The following is a 23,688-nucleotide window of genomic DNA, read 5'->3' on the forward strand; positions in this document are numbered from 1 at the left end:
TGTCAGAAAACCGGGCATTTTGTTTTTTACATACAGTTGTTATGATTTTCTAGTGAGTGATTATAGAAGATTTGTGTTATAATGAATATGACATATGTCACATTTGATAATTTTTTAGGAAAGAACGTCAATGGAACGCAAACAATATCAGGGACAGAACCAGGAAAAATTGAAACGGCTTGGTTTTCAAAATCCAGAAAAACTGAAAATGGAGCTTATTGAATATGAGGCAGGGGAATTTCTCTGCCACCAGGGGCAGACATTGCAGCATCTGCTTATTGTGCTTTCCGGGGAGGCGAAAGTATTTTGCAATCTGGAAAATGGAAAAAGGCTGTTGGTCAGCTTTTATGAGCCGGGAGGTCTGATTGGGGATTTGGAGTTCTTTTTGAATACCACGGTGGCAGACAGCAGTGTGCAGGCGATGACGAAAGTCCTTGTGCTTGCAGTTCCATTTGCCGAAAATCGGGAGAAATTGCTGGATGACAAGAAATTTCTTTTTCAATTAGGTAATCATCTTGCGCACAAGATACAGCGCTCCACGAAAAACAATGCCCACAATCTTTTGTATCCGTTGGAGACAAGACTCTGCTCGTATATTGACACTGCGTGCGAGCAGGATGTGTTCGATGAGAAGCTGACCGAGGTTGCCGAGGCACTTGGGACAAGCTACCGTCACCTTTTGCGGGCACTCAATACGCTGATCGAGAAAAAAATATTGCGAAAAGAAAATCATAAATATGTTATTATAGACAGGAAAAGCTTAAGAGAAGAAAGCAAGGATTTTTACAAACCGATTGAAGGATATCTGGAGAGATAGAGGAAAGGCAGGAAACGTGATGAAAAAAGAAGATTTATTATTATACGCGATAACAGACCGCAGCTGGTTAGGAGAGGAGACGCTGATTGCGCAGGTGGAAAAAGCATTAAAGGGCGGTATCACCATGTTACAGATTCGCGAGAAAAACCTTCCGGAAGAAGAATTTTTAAAAGAAGCGTTAGAAATCCAAAAATTATGTAAACTATACAACGTGCCGCTTATTATCAATGATAATGTGGAACTCGCCAAAAAAATCGATGCCGATGGTGTGCATGTCGGACAGAGCGACATGGAAGCCGGAAAAGTGCGTGCGCTGCTTGGCCCGGACAAAATCATTGGCGTGACGGCAAAGACGATAGAACAGGCAAAATATGCACAGGAAAACGGGGCAGATTATCTTGGGGTCGGTGCTGTTTTTTCCACAGGAACCAAGAAGGATGCCCTTATGATTACACATGAAAAGTTACAAGAAATCTGTTCCGCTGTTGAGATTCCGGCGGTTGCCATCGGCGGAATTACAAGAGAAAATGTAGAACAGCTTGCCGGAAGAGGGATGGCAGGTGTCGCCGTGGTAAGCGCTATTTTTGCACAAAAAGAGATTGAGGATGCCACAAAAGAGTTAAAAGAAGTTGTAACCAAAATGATAAAAAAATAGGATTCCGAGGGTGGCAGAACCTAAGAAATTATGATAGAATATGCTAGGTGTGGGTCAGGGATAACCTGACGCAGATACCATGCAGACACGAGATAGAAAAAGAAAAGGAAAAATTTTTTTTGTAAAAGGGAATTTCCTTCCTATTACATAAGAAATGCTCCGCTAGGATATAGGATAAGGAAAGACAGAAATGATTCGTAAGGCGACAGAACAGGATATTTACGAAATGATGGACATCTATAATGATGCCATTTTACATACAACTGCAACATTTGATACAGAGATGAAAGATTACGAGAACCGAAAGCAATGGTTTGCGGCGCATACCGGTGCCTATGTCATTTATGTCTATGAAACAGACGGACACATTGCCGGTTATGCTTCCTTATCGCAGTATCGTGACCGAAAAGCATTTGATACCGTTGTGGAGATTTCAATATACATACATCCCGACTATCGAGGGAAACATATTGGTAGTGAATTAATGGAAGAGATATTGAAATTTGCCCAGAAGGAACAGAACATAGATACCGTAGTTTCCTTGATTACAAGCGAGAATGAGACCAGTATTCATTTGCATGAGAAGTATGGCTTTACCTATTGCGGACAGATTCGCAATGCCGGCATAAAATTCGGAAAAAGATTGCACCTCAATGCCTATGAAATCTGCTATGAACGTAATCTGGAATAAGGTTTACATAATATAGACAACCCGGGCAGCACAAAAAGAGAAAGCAGGGTAAGAACATGGTAAAATACTATAGAACAGACGATCAGGTGATTCATGAACAGGAAAAAGTAGACGATGGCGTATGGGTGCAGATGATTCAGCCAACTCTGGCGGAAAGCCAGGAAGTAGCAGACATGCTTAATGTCGACATTGAGGATATCCAGGCAGCTCTCGATGAAGAGGAAAGTTCCCGTATTGAGCTGCAGGACGGATACACGTTGATTCTGGTCGATATTCCAACCACAGAGATTCGTCATGAAAAGCAATCCTATACGACCATTCCGCTTGGTATCATTTTGACAAAAGATGTCATTGTGACGATTTGTACCGAGGATACACCGGTTTTACAGAACTTTACCAGAGGAAGAGTCAAAGAATTCAGCACCAAGAAAAAACTTCGTTTTGTCTATCAGATTCTATATCGGACGGCTTCTATGTATCAGTCCAATCTTCGAACGATTGACAAGAAGCGAACTGAGATTGAGGAACGTGTTGGAAAGAATACCGAGGATGTCGATTTGATTGACTTGCACGAATTAGAATCCACACTGGTCTACTTTGCAACTTCCCTTCGAGCAAACGGCGTCGTGCTTGACCGACTGACCCGATATAAGAGACTCGAACAGTACCCGGAAGATAAAGAATTACTAGGCGATGTCATTGTCGAGAACCGGCAGGCGATTGAGATGACATCCATTTATCGAGATATTATCAACGGAACAAGAGAACTGTTGTCCTCTGTTATTGACAACCGTTTGAACAACGTTATGAAATACCTGACATCCATCACGATTGTCATGGCGATTCCGACTGTCATTTCCGGAATCTACGGAATGAATGTCAATGAAAAATGGATGCCGTTTGCCAATGTGCCACATGGATTTTTAATTATCTGTGTGCTCACATTCCTGATTTGTTTAATTACATTATGGATTTTAAAACGAAAAAAAATGCTGTAATCACAGCATTTTTTTTTATGGTTATTTCTTCAATTCAAAACGTCCGCTTGCACCGCACGGCAACACCAGTCCGTTTGAGGAGACCGGAAGACCAATCTCATCGGCAGTGATGTGACCGTGGAATTTTTTTAAAGCGGTACTCATCATATAGGTTAAGACTGCTGGCTGAAGACCTGTTGTGTAGGAATTGATTAAGAAGAAAAGAGGTTCATCCGTCAAAAGCTGCGCACACAGCTTGATTAATGGATAAATCGCTTCCTCAATCTTCCAGATTTCGCCCTTTGGTCCACGACCGTAAGATGGCGGGTCCATGATAATTGCATCATAGTGGTTGCCACGACGGATTTCGCGTTCTACGAATTTGACGCAGTCATCTACAATCCAACGGATTGGGCGGTCGATAAGACCGGAGGAGGCTGCATTCTCTTTTGCCCAGGTAACCATTCCCTTAGAGGCATCGACGTGTGTTACACTTGCACCGGCAGCAGCAGCGGCTAACGTTGCACCACCCGTATAAGCGAAAAGGTTCAAAACTTTAACAGGTCTGCCGGCGTGCTTGATTTTCTCACTGCACCAGTCCCAGTTGACAGCCTGTTCCGGGAACAAACCGGTATGTTTAAAACTAAATGGTTTTAAGTTAAAGGTAAGGGAATTATAATGGATGGTCCACTGCTCCGGTAAATCAAAGAATTCCCATTCACCGCCGCCTTTTGCACTTCTATGATAATGGCCGTTCATTTTGCGCCATCCCTTTTCCTGTTTTGGGGTATCCCAGATAACCTGTGGGTCCGGGCGAACGAGTAAATAATTTCCCCATCGTTCTAGTTTCTCGCCGGAGGAACAATCGATAACCTGATAGTCCTTCCAATTATTTGCAATCCACATAAGCGTATCCTTTCTTAATTACAATCTGTTGTTAAAATATAGAATCTGTCGCAATTGACAGCTAAATAAGTTTTGGAAAAAACGAGTTTCTTCTATATTAATAGTGTGAAATATTAGGTCAGATTTTTTTGCTCCTGTTCATTCTACGGGAAAATAGCTAAAAATGCAATCCTATCTGTGCAGTTTCGTGCAAAAAAGAAAGAAAAAAAGAGGTTTACTGGTAAAAATCACATTTTTTCAAAAGTTCGAAAAAAACATAAAAAAAGTATTGCCAAACCGCGAAAACTCCTGTATAATAGCTACTGTTGTGACATTGATAGCGTAGAAGCGTGAGGTTGCTACTGAGAAATCGGTAGGTTTTCCGTGGAGCGAATGTCAAGTTATAAAACTGGCGACAAGTCACTGTATCACGAATATGTCTACAGAAGGTAGAAACAACGTGTGAAAAGATGAATAGAGTTCGGGATTGAGGGATGACGTTCCTTTTTCGTGAATGAAAGTTCATGATACACACGGGAGAGTGTACAGTCACCGCTTGTCGTACTGAAGTATAAAGTGCGAAAAGGAGGCGACTTTTTTTATGGCAAGTCAGGTAATGAGAATCACATTAAAGGCTTATGACCACGAGTTAGTTGATGCATCTGCTAAGAAGATCATCGAAACTGTAAAGAAAAACGGATCACAGGTGAGCGGACCAGTGCCACTTCCAACTAAGAGGGAAGTTGTTACAATCTTAAGAGCTACTCACAAGTACAAAGATTCCAGAGAACAGTTCGAGCAGAGAACTCACAAGAGACTCATTGATATCATGACACCAACACAGAAAACTGTTGATGCATTATCTCGTTTAGAGATGCCAGCTGGTGTATTCATCGATATCAAAATGAAAAACAAATAAGTTTTTCACAATCAAGTAAGATAATATCCTGAAGGGTTTGATATAGAAGTAAAGAATGTTTGGCAGAAGCCTTCGTTCTTGGGAGAGCGCAAGCGTTCTTCTTATGCGATTCGATTCGCGTCCACTTATATTGACTGTTCTAGGATGAACGGTTCCGCTACCCCATCAAGATGGGCATGAAGCGTTCCACTGTAGAGAAAACAGGAGGTAATAAGAATGAAGAAAGCGATTTTAGCAACAAAAGTCGGAATGACTCAGATCTTCAATGCAGATGGTGTTTTAGTACCAGTTACTGTATTGGAAGCTGGTCCATGTGTCGTTACTCAGGTTAAAACTGTAGAAAACGACGGATACAGCGCAGTTCAGGTTGGATTTGTTGACAAGAAAGAAAAAGTTGTAAACAAAGATGCCAACGGTAAAAAAGAAATCAGAAACAGACATGGTGTAAACAAAGCTCAGATGGGACACTTTGCAAAAGCTGGTGTATCTGGTAAGAGATTTGTAAAAGAATTCAAATTCGATAACGCTGAAGAATACAACTTAGCTGATGTAATCAAAGCTGACATCTTTACTGAAGGCGATAAAATTGATGTGTCTGCTATTTCTAAAGGAAAAGGATTCCAGGGTGCTATTAAGAGATTAGGTCAGCACAGAGGACCTATGGCTCACGGTTCTAAATTCCATCGTCATCAGGGTTCCAATGGTGCTTGTTCTTCACCAAGTAAAGTATTCAAAGGAAAAGGAATGCCTGGACATATGGGTAGCGTAAAAGTTACAACTCAGAACCTTGAAGTTGTAAGAGTAGACGCTGAGAACAACTTGCTTTTAGTTAAAGGTGCTGTTCCAGGAGCTAAAAAATGTTTAGTAACAGTTAAGGAAACAGTAAAAGCAGGTAAATAGTGCTTGATTAGGAAAGGAGGAACTAAACGATGGCTAACGTAGCTGTTTATAATATGGAAGGCAAAGAAGTCGGAACAATGGAACTTAATGACGCTATCTTCGGAGTAGAAGTTAACGAACATTTAGTACACATGGCAGTACTTCAGCAGCTTGCAAATAATCGTCAGGGAACACAGAAAGCAAAAACTCGCTCAGAAGTTCGCGGCGGTGGTAGAAAACCATGGAGACAGAAAGGAACAGGTCATGCAAGACAGGGTTCAACAAGAGCTCCACAGTGGACAGGTGGTGGAATGGTATTCGCTCCTACACCAAGAGATTATTCTTTCAAATTAAATAAGAAAGAAAAGAGAGCAGCTCTTAAATCTGCATTAACATCTAGAGTAGCTGACAACAAGTTCGTTGTTGTTGACGAATTAAAATTAGATGAAATCAAAACAAAGAAATTCGTTGAAGTTTTAAACAACTTAAAGGTTGAAAAAGCATTGGTTGTATTAAACGAGATGGATACAAACGTAATCAAATCCGCACAGAACTTAGCAACAGTTAAGACAACTCAGATCAATGAGTTAAACGTATTTGATGTATTGAAATATGACACAGTAGTAGTTTCTAAAGCTGCTGTTGCAACAATCGAGGAGGTGTATGCATAATGGCAAACGTACAGTATTATGATGTAATCCTCAAACCAGTAGTAACTGAAAAATCTATGGCAGCTATGGCTGAGAGGAAATATACTTTCTTAGTTCATCCAGAAGCAAACAAGACCATGATTAAAGAGGCAGTTGAAAAAATGTTCGAAGGAACAAAAGTAGCAAAAGTCAACACAATGAACTCTGAAGGAAAGAGCAAAAGACGTGGAATGACAACAGGAAAAACTGCTAAGACAAAGAAAGCTATCGTTCAGTTAACAGCTGACAGCAAAGATATCGAGATTTTTGCAGGACTCTAAAAGATAGCGAATGAAACTAGGCACAGGAAAGTGCGATAATAAACATTTGAAAGGAGAACGACAATGGGAATTAAGACATATAACCCATATACACCTTCCAGAAGAAACATGACTGGTTCTGACTTCTCTGAAATCACAAAGAAGACTCCAGAAAAATCTTTAACAGTTTCTTTAAAGAAGAACGCAGGTCGTAACAACCAGGGTAAAATCACTGTTAGACATCATGGTGGTGGAAACAGACAGAAATACAGAATTATCGATTTTAAAAGAAGAAAAGATGGTATTCCAGCAACTGTAATTGGTATCGAATATGATCCAAACAGAACAGCTAACATCGCATTAATCTGCTACGCAGATGGTGAAAAAGCTTACATCTTAGCTCCTCAGGGATTAACAGACGGAATGACTGTTATGAACGGTGCAGAAGCAGAAGTAAGAGTTGGTAACTGCTTACCACTTGAATTAATTCCAGTAGGTACTCAGGTACACAACATTGAGTTATATCCAGGTAAGGGTGGACAGTTAGTTCGTTCCGCTGGTATGAGCGCTCAGTTAATGGCAAAAGAAGGTAAATACGCTACATTAAGACTTCCTTCAGGAGAAATGCGTATGGTTCCATTAAATTGCCGTGCATCTATCGGTGTTGTCGGAAACGGTGACCACAACCTTGTTAATATCGGTAAAGCAGGACGTAAACGTCACATGGGTATCCGCCCAACAGTTCGTGGTTCTGTAATGAACCCTAATGACCATCCACACGGTGGTGGTGAAGGAAAAGCTCCAGTTGGACGTTCCGGACCTTGCACACCTTGGGGTAAACCTGCTCTTGGTCTTAAGACAAGAAAGAAAAACAAACAGTCTAATAAGATGATTGTACGTCGTCGTGATGGTAAAGCCATCAAATAAGATTTGATGGCTTGTAAGAATTCATAAATGAATTCTTACCGCAAAAGAAGAAACAAAAACGGTTTCTTCCCGCAAAAAACGACAGTACGAAAAATGAAAATAACTTGGAAGGGCCCGCGGGACATATGTCCCACAACGGGAATCGATGAATATAGGAGGTAAATATGGCTCGTTCATTAAAAAAAGGACCATTCGCTGATGAAAGCTTACTTAAAAAAGTAGACGCTATGAATGCTGCTGGTGACAAAACTGTTATTAAGACATGGTCTCGTCGCTCAACAATCTTCCCTCAGTTCGTTGGTCATACAATCGCAGTTCATGACGGAAGAAAACATGTACCTGTATATGTTACAGAAGATATGGTTGGACACAAACTTGGTGAGTTCGTTGCAACCAGAACATACAGAGGACATGGAAAAGACGAAAAGAAATCAGGCGTTAGATAAGAAACAATTTTTGAAAGGAGGTTTCATCCATGGCTAAAGGACATAGAAGTCAAATTAAAAGAGAAAGAAATGAAGTAAAAGATACCAGACCATCTGCTAAGTTATCTTATGCAAGAGTGTCTGTTCAGAAAGCTTGCTTCGTATTAGACGCTATCCGTGGAAAGGATGTTCAGACAGCTCTTGCTATCGTAACATACAATCCAAGATACGCTTCTAGTTTAGTGAAGAAGTTATTAGAGTCAGCAATCGCAAATGCTGAAAACAACAATGGTATGAAAGCTGAAGACCTTTATGTTGCAGAGTGTTATGCAAACAAAGGACCTACAATGAAGAGAATCAGACCAAGAGCACAGGGTAGAGCTTACAGAATCGAAAAGAGAATGAGCCACATCACAATCGTGCTTGATGAAAGAAAATAACAACTCGCAAAAGAGTAGCGAGCAATGCCTCATAAGAGGTGTTGAGTCATGGAAAAGGTAAACATTTTTCCACGCGAAGAAAGGAGCAAATATGGGACAGAAAGTAAATCCTCATGGCTTAAGAGTCGGTGTTATCAAAGACTGGGACTCTAAATGGTATGCGGAAGCTGATTTTGCAGACTGCTTAGTAGAAGACTACAATATCAGAACATATCTTAAAAAGAAATTATATGCAGCAGGTGTTTCTAAGATCGAAATCGAAAGAGCATCTGATCGTGTAAAAGTTATCATCTATACAGCAAAACCAGGTGTTGTAATCGGTAAAGGTGGAGCTGAAATCGAAAGAGTTAAAGGTGAACTTCAGAAATTCACAGATAAGAAATTAGTTGTTGATATCAAAGAAGTAAAGAGACCAGACAAAGACGCTCAGTTAGTAGCTGAGAACATTGCATTACAGTTAGAGAACCGTGTTTCTTTCCGTAGAGCAATGAAATCTTGCATGGGACGTGCAATGAAAGCCGGATGCAAGGGTATCAAAACTTCTTGTTCAGGTCGTTTAGGTGGAGCTGATATGGCTCGTACAGAGTTCTACTCAGAAGGAACTATTCCACTTCAGACATTAAGAGCAGATATCGATTATGGATTCGCAGAAGCAGATACAACTTACGGTAAAGTCGGTGTTAAAGTTTGGATCTACAAAGGCGAAGTACTTCCTGCAAAGAAGAATAAGGAAGGAGGAGCTCAGTAATTATGTTAATGCCAAAGAGAGTAAAACATAGAAAACAGTTCCGTGGTTCCATGGCAGGTAAAGCTATGAGAGGCAATACTATTAGCCAGGGTGAATACGGTATCGTAGCATTAGAACCATGCTGGATCAGATCTAACCAGATTGAAGCAGCCCGTATCGCTATGACACGTTACATCAAACGTGGTGGTAAAGTCTTCATCAAGATCTTCCCAGATAAACCAGTAACTGCTAAACCAGCTGAAACACGTATGGGTTCCGGAAAAGGATCCTTAGAATACTGGGTAGCTGTAGTTAAGCCAGGTCGCGTATTATTTGAAATCTCCGGAGTACCGGAAGACGTTGCTAGAGAAGCATTACGTCTTGCTACACACAAATTACCTTGCAGATGTAAAGTGGTTTCTCGTGCGGATTTAGAAGGCGGTGTATCGAATGAAAACTAGTAAATATTTAGAAGAATTAAAAACACAGTCTGTTGCAGACTTAAATGCACAGTTAGTTGACGCTAAAAAAGAACTTTTCAATTTGAGATTCCAGAACGCAACAAATCAGTTAGACAACACAAGCAGAATTAAAGAAGTTAGAAAGAATATCGCAAGAATTCAGACTATCATCACTGAGAAAGCAAAAGTTGCAGAATAGAACTCTAGAAAGGAGAACTTATCGTGGAAGAAAGAAATCTTAGAAAAACACGTGTGGGTATTGTTGTAAGTGATAAAATGGATAAGACAATCACAGTTGCAATCCAGGATAACGTAAGACATCCACTTTACAATAAAATCGTGAAAAAGACATATAAATTAAAAGCTCATGACGAGAACAACGATTGCAAGGTCGGTGACAAAGTCAGAGTAATGGAAACAAGACCTTTATCTAAAGACAAGAGATGGAGACTTGTAGAAATCATGGAAAGAGCAAAATAATTAAAGGAGGCTACAAGCATGGTACAACAGGAAAGTAGACTTAGAGTAGCCGATAACACAGGAGCAAAAGAATTACTTGTAATCCGTGTTATGGGTGGATCTACTAGAAGATATGCAAACATTGGTGACGTTATTGTTGCTACTGTCAAAGATGCAACACCAGGCGGTGTTGTAAAAAAAGGTGACGTCGTTAAAGCTGTAGTTGTTCGTTCAGTAAAAGGTGCACGTCGTAAAGACGGTTCTTATATTAAATTTGATGAGAACGCTGCTGTTATTATTAAAGATGACAAAACTCCAAAGGGAACACGTATTTTTGGACCAGTAGCTAGAGAGCTTCGTGAGAAACAGTTTATGAAAATTGTTTCCTTAGCTCCAGAAGTATTGTAGGAGGAACGAAGATATGGCAACTATGAAAATTAAAAAAGGCGATATGGTTAAAGTTATCGCTGGTAAAGACAAAGATAAAGAAGGCAAAGTTATTGCTGTAAATAAAAAAGATAACACTCTTCTTGTTGAAGGTATCAATATGGTAACAAAACATACAAAACCAAGTATGTCAAACCAGCAGGGCGGAATCATCCATCAGGAAGGCCCAATCGATATTTCTAACGTAATGTATCTTCACAAAGGTAAAGCTACAAGAGTTGGCTTTAAGCTTGACGGAGACAAGAAAGTACGTGTAGCAAAATCAACAGGCGAAGTAATCGATTAATTAAGGAGAGGAGGTCAACAAGTTGAGTAGACTTAAAGAACAGTATCAGAATGAGATCGTTGATGCAATGATCAAAAAATTTGGATATAAAAACATTATGGAAGTGCCAAAGCTTGACAAAATCGTTGTAAACATGGGCGTTGGCGAAGCCAAAGAAAATGCAAAATTATTAGAAGCTGCAATGAAAGATATGGAAGCTATCACAGGCCAGAAAGTTATTGCAACAAAAGCTAAGAATTCAGTAGCTAACTTCAAGATCAGAGAAGGTATGCCAATCGGATGTAAAACAACATTACGTGGCGACAAGATGTATGAATTCCTTGATCGTTTAGTTAACTTAGCATTACCTCGTGTACGTGACTTCAGAGGAGTAAATCCTAACGCATTTGACGGACGTGGTAACTACGCACTTGGTATCAAGGAACAGATCATTTTCCCTGAAATCGAGTACGATAAAGTAGACAAAGTTAGAGGTATGGACATTATTTTCGTAACTACCGCTAAAACAGACGAAGAAGCACGTGAATTATTGACTCTGTTCAATATGCCATTCGCTAAATAATAGGAGGGAATTTTAATGGCTAAGACAAGTATGAAAGTTAAACAGCAGCGTAAACCAAAATTCTCTACTAGAGAATATACACGTTGTAGAGTTTGTGGACGTCCACACTCAGTTTTAAGAAAATACGGAATCTGTAGAGTATGTTTCCGTGAATTAGCATACAAAGGTCAGATCCCAGGCGTTAAAAAAGCAAGCTGGTAGGCCCGAGGCAATTTAGAAAAAGGAGGAAATATACATCATGGTTACAAGTGATCCAATCGCAGATATGCTTACAAGAATTCGTAATGCAAACACTGCAAAACATGATACAGTTGATATCCCAGCATCAAAGATGAAAATTGCAATCGCAGGAATTCTTCTTGATGAAGGATATATTGCAAAATACGATATCATCGAAGATGGCAATTTTAAAACAATCCGTGTTACATTAAAATACGGTGCAGATAAAAACGAAAAGATTATTACAGGAATTAAGAGAATTTCCAAACCAGGTCTTCGTGTATACGCTGGTAAAAACGAAATTCCTAGAGTACTTGGTGGATTAGGAATCGCTATCCTTTCTACAAATCAGGGAATCATCACTGACAAAGAAGCTAGAAAGCTTCAGGTTGGTGGAGAAGTTTTAGCATTCGTATGGTAGGATAAATTCGAGTTGTGTCTTTGGTTTTTGCCTGCATTTATGTAGGTAAGACCAGACATCGGATTTATCATTCATGAAAATGAATACCTTGAATGATAGATGTAACTTATAACTACGATTGTCATTGAAAGATGCAATCGCAACGGCTTAAAGGTGAAAACATTAAGCTGAAAAAAATTTAGGAGGTACGGGCATGTCACGTATAGGAAGAATGCCAATCGCAGTTCCAGCTGGAGTTGAAGTTGTAATTGCAGAAAATAATCATGTGACTGTAAAAGGTCCAAAGGGAACTCTTGAGAGAACTCTTCCATCTGAGATGGACATCAAATTAGAAGGTTCTGAAGTAATCGTAACAAGACCTAACGATTTGAAAAAAATGAAATCCTTACACGGATTAACAAGAACATTAATCAACAACATGGTAGTTGGTGTTACACAGGGATATGAGAAAGTTCTTGAAGTAAACGGTGTAGGTTACAGAGCATCCAAAGCTGGTAAAACACTTACATTAAACTTAGGATATTCTCATCCGGTAGAGATGATCGATCCAGAAGGATTAGAGTCTGTAGTTGACGGTAACAAAATTACTGTAAAAGGTATCGATAAAGAAAAAGTTGGCCAGTACGCAGCTGAAATCAGAGATAAGAGAAGACCTGAACCTTACAAAGGAAAAGGTATCAAATATGCTGATGAAGTTATTAGACGTAAAGTTGGTAAGACTGGTAAGAAATAATTAAAGGAGTGACAAGAAATGGTTAGTAAGAAATCAAGAACATTAGTTCGTGAAAATAAACATAGAAGAATGCGTAATCATCTTGCAGGTACAGCCGAAAGACCACGTTTAGCTGTGTTTAGAAGCAATAATCATATGTACGCTCAAATTATTGACGATACAGTTGGAAATACACTTGTTTCTGCTTCTACACTTGACAAAGATGTAAAAGCTGAAGTAGAAAAGACTAATAACGTAGATGCAGCAACCAAACTTGGTACTGTAATTGCAAAAAAAGCTTTAGATAAGGGTATTACAACGGTTGTCTTTGATAGAGGCGGCTTCATATATGAAGGAAAAGTAAAAGCATTAGCTGAAGCAGCAAGAGAAGCTGGTTTAGAATTCTAGGAATCCATTTGGATTCCAGGCTTCTTGATTCTTTTCAAGAAGATTCATTATTTTAGGAGGAATACATTACATGAAACGTGAACTTATTGATGCTAGTCAATTAGAATTAAACGAAAAAGTGGTATCAATTAAACGTGTAACAAAAGTTGTAAAAGGTGGACGTAACATGCGTTTTACAGCTTTAGTTGTTGTCGGTGACGGCAATGGCCATGTTGGTGCTGGTTTAGGAAAAGCAACTGAAATTCCTGAAGCAATCCGTAAAGGAAAAGAAGATGCTATGAAAAAACTCATTACTGTTAAGTTAGATGAAGTTTCCAGTATCACACATGATGTTACAGGTAAATATACAGGTGCTTCTGTATTATTAAAGAAATCTCCAGAAGGTACTGGTATTATCGCTGGTGGTCCTGCTCGTAACGTATGTGAGTTAGCAGGTATCAAAAACATCCGTACAAAATCTTTAGGATCTAACAACAAGCAGAACGTTGTACTTGCTACAATCGACGCTTTAAGTCAGTTAAAATCCCCTGAAGAAGTAGCGAAACTTCGCGGTAAATCCGTAGAAGAAATCGTAGGTTAAGGAGGAGATTAAAATGGCAGATAAGAAACTTAAAGTAACATTAATCAAATCTACAATCGGTGCTGTTCCAAAGAACAAAAAAACAATCGAAGCTCTTGGTTTAACAAAATTAAACAAGACGGTTGAATTACCAGACAACGCAGCAACAGCTGGCGCTCTTCGTAAAGTTGCACCATATGTTAAAGTAGAAGAAGCATAAAAAGAATAAGAGAGAAGGAGGTGCCGGTATGGATTTATCAAATTTACATGCAGCAGAAGGATCCACACATAACGATAACTTCAGAAGAGGTCGTGGACATGGATCAGGAAACGGTAAGACTGCTGGTAAGGGACATAAAGGCCAGAAAGCTCGTTCAGGAGCACCTAGACCAGGTTTTGAAGGTGGTCAGATGCCATTATACAGAAGATTGCCAAAGAGAGGTTTCACATGCAGAAACTCTAAGACAATCGTAGGAATTAACATTTCAGCTTTAGAACGCTTTGAGAATGATTCAGTAGTATCTGTTGAAACATTAATCGAAGCTGGTATCGTAAAGAACCCAAGAGATGGTGTTAAGATTCTTGGAAATGGCGAACTTACTAAGAAGCTTACAGTTCAGGCAAATGCATTCAGCGCAAGCGCAAAAGAAAAGATTGAGGCTCTTGGTGGAAAAACAGAGGTGATCTAATGCTAGAGACACTCCGTAATGCATTTAAAATTAAAGATATTCGAAATAGAATTATTTTTACTTTTTTCATGTTGATCGTCATCAGAATAGGAAGTCAGCTTCCTATTCCTGGTGTCGACAGCAGTGTATTTGCAAATTGGTTTGATAGTCAGACTGCGGATGGAATGGGATTTTTTGATGCAGTAACAGGTGGTTCATTTTATAATATGTCAATCTTTGCATTGAATATTACACCTTACATTACGTCTTCCATTATTATGCAGCTTCTTACAATTGCTATACCAAAATTGGAAGAGATGCAGCGTGACGGAGAAGAGGGTCGTAAGAAGATTGTTGAGATCACCAGATATTTGACAATCGCATTAGCGTTGATTGAATCAGTTGCAATGGCAATCGGATTTGGCAGAGGCGGATATTTAACAGAATTTAACGCACTGAATGTTATCATGGTAGTGACAACCTTAACAGCAGGTTCAGCAGTCTTAATGTGGATTGGTGAACGTATCACTGAAAAAGGTGTTGGAAATGGTATTTCCATCGTACTTACTATTAACATCATTTCCCGTATGCCAGATGACATTGGTTCCTTATATGAACAGTTTATATCTGGAAAATCCGTTCCAAAGGGAGTGTTAGCAGCTGTAATTATTATTGCGATTATTGTGGCAATGGTAGTTTTCGTTGTATTCCTTCAGGGCGGCGAAAGAAGAATTCCAGTTCAGTATTCCAAGAAAATTCAGGGTAGAAAACAGGTAGGCGGTCAGTCTACTCACATTCCTCTGAAGGTAAATACTGGTGGTGTTATCCCGGTTATCTTTGCACAGTCATTGTTGCAGACACCTGTTATCATTGCCAGTGTACTGAATAAGGGAAATGGTAATGGAATCGGAAGTAAGATTTTAAAAGGAATGTCCCAGTCTAACTGGTGTAATCCAAGCCAACCGATTTACAACATTGGTTTGGTAGTTTACATTGTACTTATTATTGCTTTTGCTTATTTCTATACATCCATTACATTCAATCCATTAGAGATTGCAAACAATATGAAAAAAGCTGGTGGCTTTATTCCTGGTATCAGACCTGGAAAACCAACCAGTGATTATCTGAATAAGATATTAAATTACATCGTCTTTATAGGTGCAGTCGGATTAGCAATCGTTGCATTTGTTCCAATTTTCTTTAACGGTGTATTTGGTGCTGATGTTTCCTTCGGTGGAACATCCATTATTATCATCGTCGGAGTTGTAATTGAGACATTGAAACAGATTGAATCCCAGATGTTAGTACGTTATTATAAAGGATTCTTAAACGATTAAGATTAGATGTAAGGTGTACTTTGGAGATACTGGTAGAGGCACATAGGGTGTTTTTTCTGTATCTCCAAAAGTGCATTATAAAGGGCGAAAGCGTAGTCTACAAAAAAGTGCAGTTTTACAAGAAAGGCATGGTTAAAACGATGAAAATTATTATGTTAGGTGCACCAGGTGCTGGTAAAGGAACACAGGCAAAACAGATTGCAGATAAATATAAGATTCCACATATCTCAACAGGAGATATTTTCCGTGCAAACATCAAAAACGGAACTGATTTAGGAAAGAAAGCAAAAGAATACATGGATCAGGGACTTTTGGTTCCAGATGAATTAACATGTGACTTAGTAATGGATAGAATACAGCAGGATGACTGCAAAGATGGATTCATTTTAGATGGATTCCCAAGAACCATTCCTCAGGCTGAGGCTCTTGATGCAGCACTTGATAAAATAAATGAAAAAATGGATTATGCAATTGACGTCGATGTTCCAGACGAAAATATCGTCAACAGAATGAGCGGAAGACGTGCATGTTTAAATTGTGGAGCTACTTATCATATTGTAACAATTCCAACAAAAGTAGAAGGAATCTGTGACAGATGTGGCAGCCCGGTTGTATTACGTGAGGATGATAAGCCAGAAACAGTTCAGAAACGTTTAACAGTTTACCATAATCAGACACAGCCATTAATTGATTACTATAAGAAACAAAACATTTTGAAATCTGTAGACGGTACACAGCCAATGGAAAAAGTATTTGCTGATATTACCGCAATTTTAGGAGAATAAAAGATGCCTGTAACAATAAAGTCTTCCCGGGAGATCGAGTTGATGAGAGAAGCTGGCAAGATTCTTGCCAAAGTTCATGAGGACCTGGGAAAAGAATTGAAACCTGGGATGTCAACCTTAGATGTCGATAGACTTGGGGAAGATATGATTCGTAGCTTGGGTTGTATACCATCTTTTAAAAATTATTGCGGATATCCGGCATCTGTCTGTGTGTCTGTTAACGAAGAAGTTGTCCACGGAATTCCGGATTCTAAGAAAATTATCCACGAAGGAGATATCGTCAGCCTGGATATCGGGGTGATTCACAAAGGATATCATTCGGATGCTGCAAGGACAATTGCAGTCGGAGAAATATCAGAGGAAGCAAAGCTACTGGTAGAGCGGACCAGACAAAGCTTTTTCGAGGGTATGAAATTTGCGACAGCAGGAAATCACCTTCATGATATTTCCAAGGCAATCGGCAATTATGCAGAAAGCTTCGGATATGGAGTGGTCCGGGATTTATGCGGTCATGGAATTGGCACTCATCTTCATGAGGAGCCTGAGATTCCGAATTTCAAACAGTTTCGAAGAGGCATCAAGCTTCGTCCGGGAATGACACTTGCGGTTGAACCAATGGTGAACCTTGGAACGAGAGAAGTTGTCTGGATGGATAATGAATGGACAGTCGTATCAGAGGATATGTCATTGTCAGCTCATTATGAGAACACGATTCTGATTACGGAAGGAAAACCGGAGATTTTAACATTGACGGAATCCGAACGTGCAGCCGGAATCGGTTTAGCATAAAGAAAAGGAAACGTTGTTATGAATATAGAACTGGGGATGTCAAAGTCCGGTCATGATAAAAATCAGATTTATCTGGTTTTGAAAAAAGATGAAAAATTTGTTTATCTGGTCAATGGGACAACAAAGCCCCTGAGTCAGCCGAAGAAAAAGAACGTAAGACATGTTCAGCTTATCAAAAAGCTTCCGGGTGAAGTGACAGAGATTTTCGAAGGCGAAATGACCGATATCACAATAAAGAAAGCAATTCAAATTTATTCACGAATCAAAAAGCAGGAGGAAACAAAGAATGTCTAAAGCAGATGTAATCGAAGTAGAAGGAGTCGTTGTTGAGAAATTACCAAACGCATTTTTTAAGGTAGAGCTCGAAAACGGTCACCAGATTTTAGCAACTATCAGTGGAAAATTAAGAATGAACTTCATTCGTATTTTACCAGGTGATAAAGTAACCATCGAAATGTCCCCATATGATTTAACAAAAGGAAGAATCATCTGGAGAGATAAATAAATTAATAAAAAAATGATTGACTTCCAAAGAAAGTTCGAATATAATATTAGTCGGACACTTTTGGAAAGCTCTCGAAGTGCGCTTTTTTACGTGCTCGAGTGTTTCATGAGAAAGGAGGATTTGCTGTGAAGGTAAGATCATCAGTTAAACCTATTTGCGAAAAATGCAAAGTCATTAAAAGAAAAGGAAGCATCAGAATTATCTGTGAAAATCCTAAACACAAACAGAGACAGGGCTAATTTGTTCTTGTCTTATTGCTTTGCGTAGACAGTAGAGCCAAGGCTCTATTGCAAAACATGAATTATGTGCGGCTGCAGTGAGACACCTGGATAGGTTGTATCACTGTTATCATAATAACAGCAGGAGACAGCTGCTTTCATGCATTAATACCGAGATGCATGGGGAAACGTCTAAATATGGAAGAAACAGGACTGGCACACATTTCAGACCGGATGACAACGGGGCTGCCTTTATCTGTGATTCTACGAGCAAAGATAGTTGTATATACTGGATGCCTTAGTGTCAGATATACTGTGCATTGTTTACGTGCGCGGAAGAAGAGCTTTGCGAAAAGTCATGATGTCAAATGGCTTGGAAATGCAAACATAAAATAAGATGCCTTGCATCAGATGAATTAATGGAGGTTAAAAAACACATGGCTCGTATTGCAGGTGTAGATTTACCAAGAGAAAAACGTGTTGAGATCGGTTTGACTTATATCTACGGTATCGGTAGAGTAAGTGCTACCCGTATCCTTGAAGCAGCAGGAGTTAATCCTGACATTCGTTGTAAAGACTTAACAGATGATGATGTTAAGAAAATCAGTGCAGTTATCGATGAAACTCAGACTGTAGAAGGTGATTTAAGAAGAGAAATCGCTCTTAATATTAAGAGACTTCAGGAGATTGGATGCTATCGTGGTATCCGTCATAGAAAAGGTCTTCCAGTTCGTGGACAGAAGACAAAGACAAACGCTAGAACACGTAAGGGTCCAAAGCGTACAGTTGCTAATAAGAAGAAATAAGTCTTCTTAACAGACAAATTCAATTTCATGTTGCAAATTAGAAAATTAATTTTAGAGAAAGTAGGTTAGTTTAGATATGGCTAAAGTTACAAAAAAAGTGACAAAAAAGCGTGTAAAGAAAAACGTTGAACGCGGACAGGCACACATTCAGTCATCTTTTAACAATACAATCGTAACAATTACAGATGCTGAAGGAAATGCTTTATCATGGGCAAGTGCTGGTGGTCTTGGATTTAGAGGTTCAAGAAAATCTACTCCATATGCTGCTCAGATGGCAGCTGAAACTGCTACAAAAGCAGCTTTAATTCACGGATTAAAAACAGTTGACGTTATGGTTAAAGGACCAGGATCAGGAAGAGAAGCAGCTATCCGTGCACTCTCCGCTTGTGGTCTTGAAGTTACAAGTATCAAAGACGTAACTCCAGTACCTCACAATGGATGTCGTCCACCAAAACGTAGAAGAGTCTAATTAGGGAGGTAGAGTCAAGATGGCAGTAAATAAAGTTCCTGTTCTTAAGAGATGTAGATCTCTTGGTTTAGAACCAAGTTACTTAGGATATGATAAAAAATCCAATAGAGAATTAAAAAGAGCAAATAAGAAAATGTCTGAATATGCTCTTCAGCTTAGAGAAAAACAGAAAGCAAAATTTATCTACGGTGTATTAGAAAAACCTTTCCATAACTACTATGAGAGAGCAGACCGTATGAAGGGAATGACAGGTCAGAACTTAATGACTATGTTAGAGTCCAGATTAGATAACGTAGTATTCCGTATGGGATTCGCTAGAACAAGAAAAGAAGCTAGACAGATCGTAGATCACAAGTTCTTCTTAGTAAATGGTAAACCAGTAAACGTACCATCTTACTTAGTAAAAGCTGGCGACGTTATCGAAGTTAGAGAGAAGAGCAAAGGCCTTCAGAGAATGAAAGACATCGTTGAAGTAGCTGGCGGAAGATTAGTTCCAGACTGGTTAGACGTAGATGTTGAAAAATTACAGGGTACTGTAAAAGAATTACCTTCCAGAGAGCAGATCGACGTTCCAGTTGATGAGATGCTTATCGTCGAGTTATATTCTAAATAAGTAGTCATAAAGAGCGTATGGATAAAGCAGCAAGAGTATTTTATGTATTTATACTTAAAATACTTTTGCTGTCTTTGGAAATCGCCAAAAGCTATATATTGTTAAGCAATGAAACCCGAGAAGGAGGGACTTTGTAGTGTTCGATTTTGAAAAACCAAATATTACGATCGCTGAAATTTCAGAAGACAAAAAGTACGGTAAATTTGTTGTAGAACCATTGGAAAGAGGCTATGGTACAACTCTTGGTAACTCATTAAGAAGAATTATGCTTTCTTCTTTGCCAGGTGCTGCAGTAAGCCAGGTTAAAATCGATGGTGTGTTACATGAGTTCAGCTCCATTCCTGGAGTAAAAGAAGATGTGACTGAGATTATCATGAACATCAAGAACCTTGCAATCAGAAATAATAGTACTACAAATGAACCAAAAGTTGCTTATATTGAATTCGAAGGTGAAGGCGTTGTTACGGCTGCAGATATCCAGGCTGATTCCGATATCCAGATTTTAAATCCGGATTTAGTTATCGCAAACTTAAATGGTGGTGCAGACAGTAAATTATACATGGAACTTACTATCACAAAAGGTAGAGGTTATGTAAGCGCTGACAAGAACAAATCAGAAGATGTACCAATCGGTGTAATCGCTGTGGATTCTATCTACACACCAGTAGAGAGAGTAAACCTTTCTATTGAAAATACACGTGTTGGTCAGATTACAGACTTTGATAAACTTACATTAGATGTTTACACAAATGGAACTTTAGAGCCAGACGAAGCTGTAAGCTTAGCTGCAAAAGTTTTAAGTGAACATTTAAATCTTTTCATCGATTTATCCGAGACTGCACAGCAGGCTGACGTTATGATCGAGAAAGAAGATAATGCAAAAGAAAAAGTTCTTGAAATGAACATTGATGAACTTGAGTTATCTGTTCGTTCTTACAACTGCTTAAAGAGAGCAGGTATCAACACAGTAGAAGAGTTGACAAACAGAACACCAGAAGACATGATGAAAGTTCGTAACCTTGGACGTAAGTCTTTAGAAGAAGTATTAGCAAAATTAAAAGAATTAGGATTAGAGCTCAACCAGGGTGAAGAATAAATAGAACTTTGCAAGCAAAGTTCATTAGAAGTTTCTTCGAAACTTCCCACAATTGAGAGAGGTTTCGAAAAAACATCTCACCTTAGATTGATTTCTATATATTGAGGCAGAAACAGTAAGTCCGAATGGCATGAACTATGTCTCGCCACAAAAATTGCACTTGGCAAGTAAGTCCGAATGGCATAGCCTGGTGTACCACAAATGGAGGAAAATAAAATGGCAAAGTATCGTAAATTAAGCAGAACCTCTAGCCAGAGAAAGGCTTTATTAAGAGGTCAGGTAACAGCATTATTAAACAATGGTAAAATTGTTACAACAGAAGCAAAAGCAAAAGAAGTTCGTAAAATTGCAGAAGGCATTATCGCTTTAGCAATCAAAGAAAAAGATAACTTCGAAGAAGTAACTGTAAAAGCTAAAGTTGCTCGTAAAGATAAAGATGGTAAGAGAGTAAAAGAAGTTGTAGATGGTAAGAAAGTTACTGTTTATGATGAAGTTGAAAAAACGATCAAGAAAGATTTACCATCCCGTCTTCATGCTAGAAGACAGATGATGAAAGTTCTTTACTCTGTAACAGAAGTTCCAACAGCTGCAGCAGGAAAGAAGAGAAATACAAAAGAAGTTGATTTATGTGCAAAATTATTTGACGAAATCGCTCCTAAGTATGAAGGACGTAACGGTGGTTACACAAGAATCGTAAAGATTGGTCAGCGTAAAGGTGACGGAGCTTTAGAAGTACTTCTTGAGTTAGTTTAATCCTACGATAACATAAGACTCATTCCGTGATGAAAGTCATGTGGATGGGTCTTTTTTTAATTTATAGGAAATTGCTGTGCAATATGCTTTTTCATATAACAGGAAATATCGTTCCTGTTACATAACAGGCGGAAAAAATCCAATTTCGACATAAAATCTCCCGATACTGCCCGAATTATTTACTGTTAAATTTTGGAAGAATATAATTGAGTGGTAACAAAAAATTTACACGGAGGTAGTAGTTTATGAAGAAATTAACAAAACGCCTGAGTGCGCTTGTTTTTGCAATGGTATTGTTATTTACCAGTGCAGTTGGCGTACGGGCAGAAAACGTAACACCAGATGATGGTCGTTGGAAAACAATTGAGGGAGACGGCTATACAATTGGTGCTGCAACAAAGACAGATGCAGGATACTTAGCATGTGTCTGGATTTATGCAGAGAAGTCAAAGGATACTGCAACACTTACTGCAACTGCAAAGACAGCAATGGCAGACCCACACGTTATTGATTATTCCATGTTACAGGCATTTTCAATGGGAGATGGTGTTGTTGCAAACACAGACTTATTGTCCGCATTAAAAGACAAGAAAATGAGTGCTACATTTGGTAGTGATAGTAAGGATGTATTCTGGACAATCAGCATGATTAATGATGCATCCAAGGATTTCAACCCAGATAATATTTCAAAAGATATCAGCAATGATGCTGTAAATGCAAAATTAGCATCTGTTGGTTTTGCTGGAGAGAAAACACAGTTTTCTGTCAATAGTACATTACCAGGTTCTGTTGACAATTTGGAAATTGGTAATATCGCAAATGGAACATTTTCACTTGATGCTTCAAAGAACAGTTATCAATATTTACATGGCTATACCTATTATTACAATGCATCCAGAGATTTGTTTGAATATGTAGGAACAGCATTCTATGGACAGTATGGTGATAGTTATAACTTCCTTTCTTTGGACAATGTAAACAAAAAAGGTACATACCTTGTAACAAGAGATTTATTACCAGATTCTATCACAACCGGTAAAACAGTTGTTGTAGATACTTTTGGTATTACAAAGACAGCAGACTTAACCAAAGCAATCAAAGATACCATCGCTTCCACAGAGGCAGGTAACGTTGTAAAAGTAACGGTACCAAGGGGAACTGTTGTAACAACAGATGTTATGCAGGCAGCAAAAGATAAGGGCGTAGCTCTTACTTTAGAGTCTTCTGCAGGAACTTATGTATCATGGGCATTTGGTGTTATCCAGAACGTAGTAGAATTTGACCCAACTGTAAATGTTGGTCAGTCTTCTGATGCGATGGATAAAAAGTTAGCTAGCGTTACCTTACCATCTACCTTAAAATACACACCAGTACACTTTGCATTTGATGGAACACTTCCAGCACAGGCAGAGGTTACATTAGACCTTTCTACATTTACTGGCGCAGCAGATGGTTCTACCATTTACTTATATTATTACAATCCAACTACAAACTTATTTGAGAAGATTGATTCTTCTGCATTTAAGGATGGATATGCAACCTTTACCATGACACACTGCTCTGACTACATCGTAACAAACGAAGAGTTAACAGGAGCACTTGTAACAACACCAGCTCCAGATACAGGAGATCAGGCAAACCTTGTATTATACATCGTAGTAATGTTACTTGGTGTAGTAGCAATTGCAGCTGTAGTAGCTCGTAAAAAAAGAGCATAGTAAAATTGCATGTAAGCTTGAATCTGTAAGGGATTGAGGACTCATGTTTTAAGATGTTCTAAACAAATAAAGAGTTGAAAAAAAGAAGGAGTTGGCTCATTTAGTG

At 38.9% G+C, this 23,688-nt stretch carries 38 protein-coding genes; 37 read left to right on the plus strand and 1 reads right to left on the minus strand.

Annotated features, from left to right (window positions below; translation table 11 throughout):
- Window positions 1-130: 130 nt before the first annotated feature.
- From BIV16_RS14275 to BIV16_RS14290, 4 genes are all read left to right on the plus strand, one after another.
- Window positions 131-817 carry a cyclic nucleotide-binding domain-containing protein gene (locus tag BIV16_RS14275; protein WP_075680031.1) on the plus strand — a complete coding sequence of 229 codons (687 nt, stop codon included), beginning with the start codon at window positions 131-133 and terminating at the stop codon, window positions 815-817.
- Window positions 818-836: 19 nt separating this feature from the next.
- Window positions 837-1,472 carry a thiamine phosphate synthase gene (gene thiE / locus BIV16_RS14280; protein WP_075680270.1) on the plus strand — a complete coding sequence of 212 codons (636 nt, stop codon included), beginning with the start codon at window positions 837-839 and terminating at the stop codon, window positions 1,470-1,472.
- Window positions 1,473-1,662: 190 nt separating this feature from the next.
- Window positions 1,663-2,163, plus strand: coding sequence for a GNAT family N-acetyltransferase (locus tag BIV16_RS14285; protein WP_075680030.1), 501 nt, complete (start codon window positions 1,663-1,665; stop codon window positions 2,161-2,163).
- A 56-nt stretch (window positions 2,164-2,219) separates the two neighbouring features.
- Window positions 2,220-3,161, plus strand: a complete 942-nt coding sequence (locus BIV16_RS14290) for a magnesium transporter CorA family protein (protein ID WP_075680029.1) — start codon at window positions 2,220-2,222, stop codon at window positions 3,159-3,161.
- A gap of 21 nt (window positions 3,162-3,182) precedes the next feature.
- On the opposite strand, the gene BIV16_RS14295 is transcribed toward BIV16_RS14290, so the two are convergent.
- Window positions 3,183-4,046: a class I SAM-dependent methyltransferase gene (locus BIV16_RS14295; RefSeq protein ID WP_075680028.1), complete on the minus strand. Its 864-nt coding sequence runs from the start codon at window positions 4,044-4,046 to the stop codon at window positions 3,183-3,185.
- A gap of 580 nt (window positions 4,047-4,626) precedes the next feature.
- On the opposite strand from BIV16_RS14295, the gene rpsJ reads away from it, so the two are divergent.
- From rpsJ to BIV16_RS14460, 33 genes are all read left to right on the plus strand, one after another.
- Window positions 4,627-4,944: a 30S ribosomal protein S10 gene (gene rpsJ, locus BIV16_RS14300; RefSeq protein ID WP_075680027.1), complete on the plus strand. Its 318-nt coding sequence runs from the start codon at window positions 4,627-4,629 to the stop codon at window positions 4,942-4,944.
- Window positions 4,945-5,160: 216 nt separating this feature from the next.
- Window positions 5,161-5,844, plus strand: coding sequence for a 50S ribosomal protein L3 (gene rplC / locus BIV16_RS14305; protein WP_075680026.1), 684 nt, complete (start codon window positions 5,161-5,163; stop codon window positions 5,842-5,844).
- A gap of 29 nt (window positions 5,845-5,873) precedes the next feature.
- A complete protein-coding gene (gene rplD, locus BIV16_RS14310; protein ID WP_075680025.1) occupies window positions 5,874-6,494 on the plus strand; it encodes a 50S ribosomal protein L4 in 621 nt (206 codons plus the stop codon).
- Window positions 6,494-6,793: a 50S ribosomal protein L23 gene (rplW, locus tag BIV16_RS14315; protein WP_075680024.1), complete on the plus strand. Its 300-nt coding sequence runs from the start codon at window positions 6,494-6,496 to the stop codon at window positions 6,791-6,793. Before rplD ends, rplW begins: the two co-directional genes overlap by 1 nt.
- 63 nt (window positions 6,794-6,856) lie before the next feature.
- Complete coding sequence (gene rplB, locus BIV16_RS14320) at window positions 6,857-7,699, plus strand: 50S ribosomal protein L2 (protein WP_075680023.1); 843 nt, start codon at window positions 6,857-6,859, stop codon at window positions 7,697-7,699.
- Window positions 7,700-7,863: 164 nt separating this feature from the next.
- The gene (gene rpsS, locus BIV16_RS14325) at window positions 7,864-8,145 is read left to right on the plus strand and encodes a 30S ribosomal protein S19 (RefSeq protein WP_075680022.1); all 282 of its coding nucleotides are present in this window, start codon (window positions 7,864-7,866) and stop codon (window positions 8,143-8,145) included.
- A 29-nt stretch (window positions 8,146-8,174) separates the two neighbouring features.
- Entirely contained in the window at window positions 8,175-8,564 is a 390-nt protein-coding gene (gene rplV, locus BIV16_RS14330) for a 50S ribosomal protein L22 (protein ID WP_075680021.1), read from the plus strand.
- A gap of 91 nt (window positions 8,565-8,655) precedes the next feature.
- A complete protein-coding gene (gene rpsC, locus BIV16_RS14335; RefSeq protein ID WP_075680020.1) occupies window positions 8,656-9,312 on the plus strand; it encodes a 30S ribosomal protein S3 in 657 nt (218 codons plus the stop codon).
- Between the two features lie 2 nt (window positions 9,313-9,314).
- Window positions 9,315-9,752: a 50S ribosomal protein L16 gene (gene rplP / locus BIV16_RS14340; RefSeq protein WP_075680019.1), complete on the plus strand. Its 438-nt coding sequence runs from the start codon at window positions 9,315-9,317 to the stop codon at window positions 9,750-9,752.
- Window positions 9,742-9,951: a 50S ribosomal protein L29 gene (rpmC, locus tag BIV16_RS14345; protein WP_075680018.1), complete on the plus strand. Its 210-nt coding sequence runs from the start codon at window positions 9,742-9,744 to the stop codon at window positions 9,949-9,951. The genes rplP and rpmC overlap by 11 nt, the downstream gene beginning before the upstream one ends.
- A 23-nt stretch (window positions 9,952-9,974) precedes the next feature.
- On the plus strand, window positions 9,975-10,232 hold the full coding sequence (rpsQ, locus tag BIV16_RS14350) for a 30S ribosomal protein S17 (RefSeq protein ID WP_075680017.1): 258 nt from the start codon (window positions 9,975-9,977) through the stop codon (window positions 10,230-10,232).
- Window positions 10,233-10,250: 18 nt separating this feature from the next.
- Window positions 10,251-10,619 carry a 50S ribosomal protein L14 gene (gene rplN, locus BIV16_RS14355; protein ID WP_075680016.1) on the plus strand — a complete coding sequence of 123 codons (369 nt, stop codon included), beginning with the start codon at window positions 10,251-10,253 and terminating at the stop codon, window positions 10,617-10,619.
- Window positions 10,620-10,632: 13 nt separating this feature from the next.
- Window positions 10,633-10,944, plus strand: coding sequence for a 50S ribosomal protein L24 (gene rplX, locus BIV16_RS14360; RefSeq protein ID WP_075680015.1), 312 nt, complete (start codon window positions 10,633-10,635; stop codon window positions 10,942-10,944).
- Window positions 10,945-10,966: 22 nt separating this feature from the next.
- Complete coding sequence (rplE, locus tag BIV16_RS14365; RefSeq protein ID WP_075680014.1) at window positions 10,967-11,506, plus strand: 50S ribosomal protein L5; 540 nt, start codon at window positions 10,967-10,969, stop codon at window positions 11,504-11,506.
- 15 nt (window positions 11,507-11,521) lie between these two features.
- Window positions 11,522-11,707, plus strand: a complete 186-nt coding sequence (locus BIV16_RS14370; RefSeq protein WP_075680013.1) for a type Z 30S ribosomal protein S14 — start codon at window positions 11,522-11,524, stop codon at window positions 11,705-11,707.
- 37 nt (window positions 11,708-11,744) lie between these two features.
- Entirely contained in the window at window positions 11,745-12,146 is a 402-nt protein-coding gene (gene rpsH, locus BIV16_RS14375) for a 30S ribosomal protein S8 (RefSeq protein ID WP_075680012.1), read from the plus strand.
- Between the two features lie 193 nt (window positions 12,147-12,339).
- Window positions 12,340-12,879, plus strand: coding sequence for a 50S ribosomal protein L6 (gene rplF, locus BIV16_RS14380; protein ID WP_075680011.1), 540 nt, complete (start codon window positions 12,340-12,342; stop codon window positions 12,877-12,879).
- Between the two features lie 18 nt (window positions 12,880-12,897).
- Entirely contained in the window at window positions 12,898-13,266 is a 369-nt protein-coding gene (gene rplR, locus BIV16_RS14385) for a 50S ribosomal protein L18 (RefSeq protein WP_075680010.1), read from the plus strand.
- 70 nt (window positions 13,267-13,336) lie between these two features.
- Window positions 13,337-13,846, plus strand: a complete 510-nt coding sequence (gene rpsE / locus BIV16_RS14390) for a 30S ribosomal protein S5 (protein ID WP_075680009.1) — start codon at window positions 13,337-13,339, stop codon at window positions 13,844-13,846.
- A gap of 13 nt (window positions 13,847-13,859) precedes the next feature.
- On the plus strand, window positions 13,860-14,045 hold the full coding sequence (rpmD, locus tag BIV16_RS14395) for a 50S ribosomal protein L30 (RefSeq protein ID WP_075680008.1): 186 nt from the start codon (window positions 13,860-13,862) through the stop codon (window positions 14,043-14,045).
- A gap of 28 nt (window positions 14,046-14,073) precedes the next feature.
- On the plus strand, window positions 14,074-14,514 hold the full coding sequence (gene rplO, locus BIV16_RS14400; RefSeq protein WP_075680007.1) for a 50S ribosomal protein L15: 441 nt from the start codon (window positions 14,074-14,076) through the stop codon (window positions 14,512-14,514).
- Window positions 14,514-15,830, plus strand: coding sequence for a preprotein translocase subunit SecY (gene secY, locus BIV16_RS14405; RefSeq protein WP_075680006.1), 1,317 nt, complete (start codon window positions 14,514-14,516; stop codon window positions 15,828-15,830). Before rplO ends, secY begins: the two co-directional genes overlap by 1 nt.
- Before the next feature lie 140 nt (window positions 15,831-15,970).
- Window positions 15,971-16,615 carry an adenylate kinase gene (locus tag BIV16_RS14410; RefSeq protein ID WP_075680269.1) on the plus strand — a complete coding sequence of 215 codons (645 nt, stop codon included), beginning with the start codon at window positions 15,971-15,973 and terminating at the stop codon, window positions 16,613-16,615.
- Window positions 16,616-16,618: 3 nt separating this feature from the next.
- Window positions 16,619-17,404: a type I methionyl aminopeptidase gene (gene map, locus BIV16_RS14415; RefSeq protein WP_075680005.1), complete on the plus strand. Its 786-nt coding sequence runs from the start codon at window positions 16,619-16,621 to the stop codon at window positions 17,402-17,404.
- Window positions 17,405-17,422: 18 nt separating this feature from the next.
- Window positions 17,423-17,698 carry a KOW domain-containing RNA-binding protein gene (locus BIV16_RS14420; RefSeq protein WP_075680004.1) on the plus strand — a complete coding sequence of 92 codons (276 nt, stop codon included), beginning with the start codon at window positions 17,423-17,425 and terminating at the stop codon, window positions 17,696-17,698.
- Window positions 17,691-17,909, plus strand: coding sequence for a translation initiation factor IF-1 (infA, locus tag BIV16_RS14425; protein ID WP_012741348.1), 219 nt, complete (start codon window positions 17,691-17,693; stop codon window positions 17,907-17,909). Before BIV16_RS14420 ends, infA begins: the two co-directional genes overlap by 8 nt.
- 125 nt (window positions 17,910-18,034) lie before the next feature.
- Window positions 18,035-18,148 carry a 50S ribosomal protein L36 gene (rpmJ, locus tag BIV16_RS14430; protein ID WP_003022746.1) on the plus strand — a complete coding sequence of 38 codons (114 nt, stop codon included), beginning with the start codon at window positions 18,035-18,037 and terminating at the stop codon, window positions 18,146-18,148.
- A 416-nt stretch (window positions 18,149-18,564) separates the two neighbouring features.
- Window positions 18,565-18,933 carry a 30S ribosomal protein S13 gene (gene rpsM, locus BIV16_RS14435; protein ID WP_075680002.1) on the plus strand — a complete coding sequence of 123 codons (369 nt, stop codon included), beginning with the start codon at window positions 18,565-18,567 and terminating at the stop codon, window positions 18,931-18,933.
- A 76-nt stretch (window positions 18,934-19,009) separates the two neighbouring features.
- Entirely contained in the window at window positions 19,010-19,402 is a 393-nt protein-coding gene (gene rpsK / locus BIV16_RS14440) for a 30S ribosomal protein S11 (RefSeq protein ID WP_075680001.1), read from the plus strand.
- Between the two features lie 19 nt (window positions 19,403-19,421).
- Window positions 19,422-20,015 carry a 30S ribosomal protein S4 gene (gene rpsD / locus BIV16_RS14445; RefSeq protein ID WP_075680000.1) on the plus strand — a complete coding sequence of 198 codons (594 nt, stop codon included), beginning with the start codon at window positions 19,422-19,424 and terminating at the stop codon, window positions 20,013-20,015.
- A gap of 136 nt (window positions 20,016-20,151) precedes the next feature.
- The gene (locus BIV16_RS14450; protein ID WP_075679999.1) at window positions 20,152-21,111 is read left to right on the plus strand and encodes a DNA-directed RNA polymerase subunit alpha; all 960 of its coding nucleotides are present in this window, start codon (window positions 20,152-20,154) and stop codon (window positions 21,109-21,111) included.
- Window positions 21,112-21,327: 216 nt separating this feature from the next.
- Complete coding sequence (locus BIV16_RS14455) at window positions 21,328-21,864, plus strand: bL17 family ribosomal protein (protein WP_075679998.1); 537 nt, start codon at window positions 21,328-21,330, stop codon at window positions 21,862-21,864.
- A gap of 245 nt (window positions 21,865-22,109) precedes the next feature.
- Window positions 22,110-23,582 carry a hypothetical protein gene (locus BIV16_RS14460; protein WP_075679997.1) on the plus strand — a complete coding sequence of 491 codons (1,473 nt, stop codon included), beginning with the start codon at window positions 22,110-22,112 and terminating at the stop codon, window positions 23,580-23,582.
- Window positions 23,583-23,688: the final 106 nt, after the last annotated feature.

This window comes from Roseburia sp. 831b (assembly GCF_001940165.2).
GTDB lineage: Bacteria > Bacillota > Clostridia > Lachnospirales > Lachnospiraceae > Roseburia.

Bases quoted from the DNA above. Each gene is read 5' to 3' on its own strand.
- BIV16_RS14275 (WP_075680031.1), top strand. From the start codon at position 131: ATGGAACGCAAACAATATCAGGGACAGAACCAGGAAAAATTGAAACGG.
- rpsC (WP_075680020.1), top strand. From the start codon at position 8,656: ATGGGACAGAAAGTAAATCCTCATGGCTTAAGAGTCGGTGTTATCAAA.
- rplF (WP_075680011.1), top strand. From the start codon at position 12,340: ATGTCACGTATAGGAAGAATGCCAATCGCAGTTCCAGCTGGAGTTGAA.
- rplP (WP_075680019.1), top strand. From the start codon at position 9,315: ATGTTAATGCCAAAGAGAGTAAAACATAGAAAACAGTTCCGTGGTTCC.
- rpsE (WP_075680009.1), top strand. From the start codon at position 13,337: ATGAAACGTGAACTTATTGATGCTAGTCAATTAGAATTAAACGAAAAA.
- BIV16_RS14455 (WP_075679998.1), top strand. From the start codon at position 21,328: ATGGCAAAGTATCGTAAATTAAGCAGAACCTCTAGCCAGAGAAAGGCT.
- rplX (WP_075680015.1), top strand. From the start codon at position 10,633: ATGGCAACTATGAAAATTAAAAAAGGCGATATGGTTAAAGTTATCGCT.
- BIV16_RS14370 (WP_075680013.1), top strand. From the start codon at position 11,522: ATGGCTAAGACAAGTATGAAAGTTAAACAGCAGCGTAAACCAAAATTC.
- rplB (WP_075680023.1), top strand. From the start codon at position 6,857: ATGGGAATTAAGACATATAACCCATATACACCTTCCAGAAGAAACATG.
- rplV (WP_075680021.1), top strand. From the start codon at position 8,175: ATGGCTAAAGGACATAGAAGTCAAATTAAAAGAGAAAGAAATGAAGTA.
- map (WP_075680005.1), top strand. From the start codon at position 16,619: ATGCCTGTAACAATAAAGTCTTCCCGGGAGATCGAGTTGATGAGAGAA.
- rplO (WP_075680007.1), top strand. From the start codon at position 14,074: ATGGATTTATCAAATTTACATGCAGCAGAAGGATCCACACATAACGAT.
- rpsJ (WP_075680027.1), top strand. From the start codon at position 4,627: ATGGCAAGTCAGGTAATGAGAATCACATTAAAGGCTTATGACCACGAG.
- BIV16_RS14290 (WP_075680029.1), top strand. From the start codon at position 2,220: ATGGTAAAATACTATAGAACAGACGATCAGGTGATTCATGAACAGGAA.
- rplD (WP_075680025.1), top strand. From the start codon at position 5,874: ATGGCTAACGTAGCTGTTTATAATATGGAAGGCAAAGAAGTCGGAACA.
- BIV16_RS14295 (WP_075680028.1), bottom strand. From the start codon at position 4,046: ATGTGGATTGCAAATAATTGGAAGGACTATCAGGTTATCGATTGTTCC.
- rplC (WP_075680026.1), top strand. From the start codon at position 5,161: ATGAAGAAAGCGATTTTAGCAACAAAAGTCGGAATGACTCAGATCTTC.
- rplN (WP_075680016.1), top strand. From the start codon at position 10,251: ATGGTACAACAGGAAAGTAGACTTAGAGTAGCCGATAACACAGGAGCA.
- rpsM (WP_075680002.1), top strand. From the start codon at position 18,565: ATGGCTCGTATTGCAGGTGTAGATTTACCAAGAGAAAAACGTGTTGAG.
- rpsH (WP_075680012.1), top strand. From the start codon at position 11,745: ATGGTTACAAGTGATCCAATCGCAGATATGCTTACAAGAATTCGTAAT.
- BIV16_RS14285 (WP_075680030.1), top strand. From the start codon at position 1,663: ATGATTCGTAAGGCGACAGAACAGGATATTTACGAAATGATGGACATC.
- rpmC (WP_075680018.1), top strand. From the start codon at position 9,742: ATGAAAACTAGTAAATATTTAGAAGAATTAAAAACACAGTCTGTTGCA.
- rplR (WP_075680010.1), top strand. From the start codon at position 12,898: ATGGTTAGTAAGAAATCAAGAACATTAGTTCGTGAAAATAAACATAGA.
- rplW (WP_075680024.1), top strand. From the start codon at position 6,494: ATGGCAAACGTACAGTATTATGATGTAATCCTCAAACCAGTAGTAACT.
- rpsS (WP_075680022.1), top strand. From the start codon at position 7,864: ATGGCTCGTTCATTAAAAAAAGGACCATTCGCTGATGAAAGCTTACTT.
- infA (WP_012741348.1), top strand. From the start codon at position 17,691: ATGTCTAAAGCAGATGTAATCGAAGTAGAAGGAGTCGTTGTTGAGAAA.
- BIV16_RS14460 (WP_075679997.1), top strand. From the start codon at position 22,110: ATGAAGAAATTAACAAAACGCCTGAGTGCGCTTGTTTTTGCAATGGTA.
- rpmD (WP_075680008.1), top strand. From the start codon at position 13,860: ATGGCAGATAAGAAACTTAAAGTAACATTAATCAAATCTACAATCGGT.
- rpsD (WP_075680000.1), top strand. From the start codon at position 19,422: ATGGCAGTAAATAAAGTTCCTGTTCTTAAGAGATGTAGATCTCTTGGT.
- BIV16_RS14420 (WP_075680004.1), top strand. From the start codon at position 17,423: ATGAATATAGAACTGGGGATGTCAAAGTCCGGTCATGATAAAAATCAG.
- rpsK (WP_075680001.1), top strand. From the start codon at position 19,010: ATGGCTAAAGTTACAAAAAAAGTGACAAAAAAGCGTGTAAAGAAAAAC.
- secY (WP_075680006.1), top strand. From the start codon at position 14,514: ATGCTAGAGACACTCCGTAATGCATTTAAAATTAAAGATATTCGAAAT.
- BIV16_RS14410 (WP_075680269.1), top strand. From the start codon at position 15,971: ATGAAAATTATTATGTTAGGTGCACCAGGTGCTGGTAAAGGAACACAG.
- thiE (WP_075680270.1), top strand. From the start codon at position 837: ATGAAAAAAGAAGATTTATTATTATACGCGATAACAGACCGCAGCTGG.